Annotated in this window: 2 protein-coding genes; one reads left to right on the top strand and one right to left on the bottom strand. The window is 73.0% G+C overall.

What is annotated here, in order from left to right:
- A partial coding sequence (locus tag AEQ27_RS15250) for an MSMEG_6728 family protein (protein ID WP_235451124.1) occupies nucleotides 1-496 on the top strand: 496 nt, incomplete at its 5' end.
- 34 nt (nucleotides 497-530) lie between these two features.
- Here AEQ27_RS15250 and AEQ27_RS15245 read toward each other — a convergent pair.
- Nucleotides 531-1,228 (bottom strand): peroxiredoxin-like family protein (locus tag AEQ27_RS15245; RefSeq protein WP_369813667.1); only part of this gene is annotated, 698 nt, incomplete at its 5' end.

Below are 1,228 nucleotides of genomic sequence, written 5' to 3'. Positions count from 1 at the left end.
CGCCCGGGGTTCGGGCGTGTTGGCTGGTCCGATGCAGACCTTCCTCCCGTACGCGGACCTGCGAGCCAGCGTCGAGGTGCTCGACGACCGCCGACTCGGCAAGCAGCGGGTCGAGACCCTTCAGGTCATGCGGGCACTCGTCGTGCCCGGCTACGGCTGGCAGAGCCACCCGGTCACGGCGATGTGGCGGGGGCATCGTCCGGCGCTCATGGCGTACCAGGCCGAGACCTGTGCGGCCTGGGCCGCACGGGGGTTCGCCGACACGTGTCTCGAGAAGACCCTGGCGACCCTCGACGAGGTGCCGGCCGACGCCGCGGCGTACCGTGCGGGCGAGTTCGAGCTGCCGCCCTGGTTCGGCCGGGAGGACGTCCACCGGTCGCACCGCTCGAAGCTGCTCGCGAAGGCTCCGGAGTTCTACGCCGGGGTGTTCCCGGGAGAACCCGCCGACCTCGACTACGTGTGGCCGGTGCCCACGGCGGCGGGCGCCGCAGGCTGACGGACGCGGGCCGACCGCGAGCCGGCCGGCGCCGTCAGGCCGTCCGCGACTCCAGCAGGTCGAGGGCGGCCACGATCTCGTCCACCTCGGTGCGCGTCGTGTAGTCGGTGTGGACGTCGGCGAAGACGACCACCCCGTCGTGGTCGACGACGAGCACGGTCGGGAACGGGATGTCGCCCGTCGCGTCGGCGTTGCTGTCGGCGACGTCGAACCCGAGCTGGGTGTGGACGGCGCGGGCATCGGCACTCGGTGCGGTGCGGATGCCGAGGGCGCCGCTGAGCACGTTGCCCGGGTCGGACAGCACGGGGAACTCGAGGCTGCCGTTCGTCACCGACGCCTCGGAGCCCTCGGGGGTCTGGGGGCTGATCGCGACGAGCGCGACGCCGCGCTCCCGGAGGCGCGGCAGCAACTCGGCCTGGTAGGTCTTGAGCGTCAGGTTGCAGTACGGGCACCAGGCGCCGCGGTAGAAGACGAGCACGGCCGGCCCCTCGCCGACGGTCTCGGCGAGCGAGACCTCGGTGCCCTGGGGTGTCAGCAGCGTCGCCTCGACGACGGTGTCGCCGGGCTTCACGGCGTCGTCGGGCACGCCGGCCTCGCGCAGGGCGCTCTGCTCGTCGTCGAAGACCGCGGTGAACTCGGGGCCGATCTGCGCGGTGAAGCCCTGGTCGAACTCGGTCACCTGCTCGGCGATGGTGGTGACGGGGCCGCGGGGGCTGGTGGTGTCGGGGGTGG

This window comes from Frigoribacterium sp. RIT-PI-h (assembly GCF_001297205.1).
In the GTDB taxonomy this organism is placed as follows: Bacteria; Actinomycetota; Actinomycetes; order Actinomycetales; family Microbacteriaceae; genus Frigoribacterium.
This window is presented reverse-complemented; position numbering and strand designations above follow the sequence as displayed.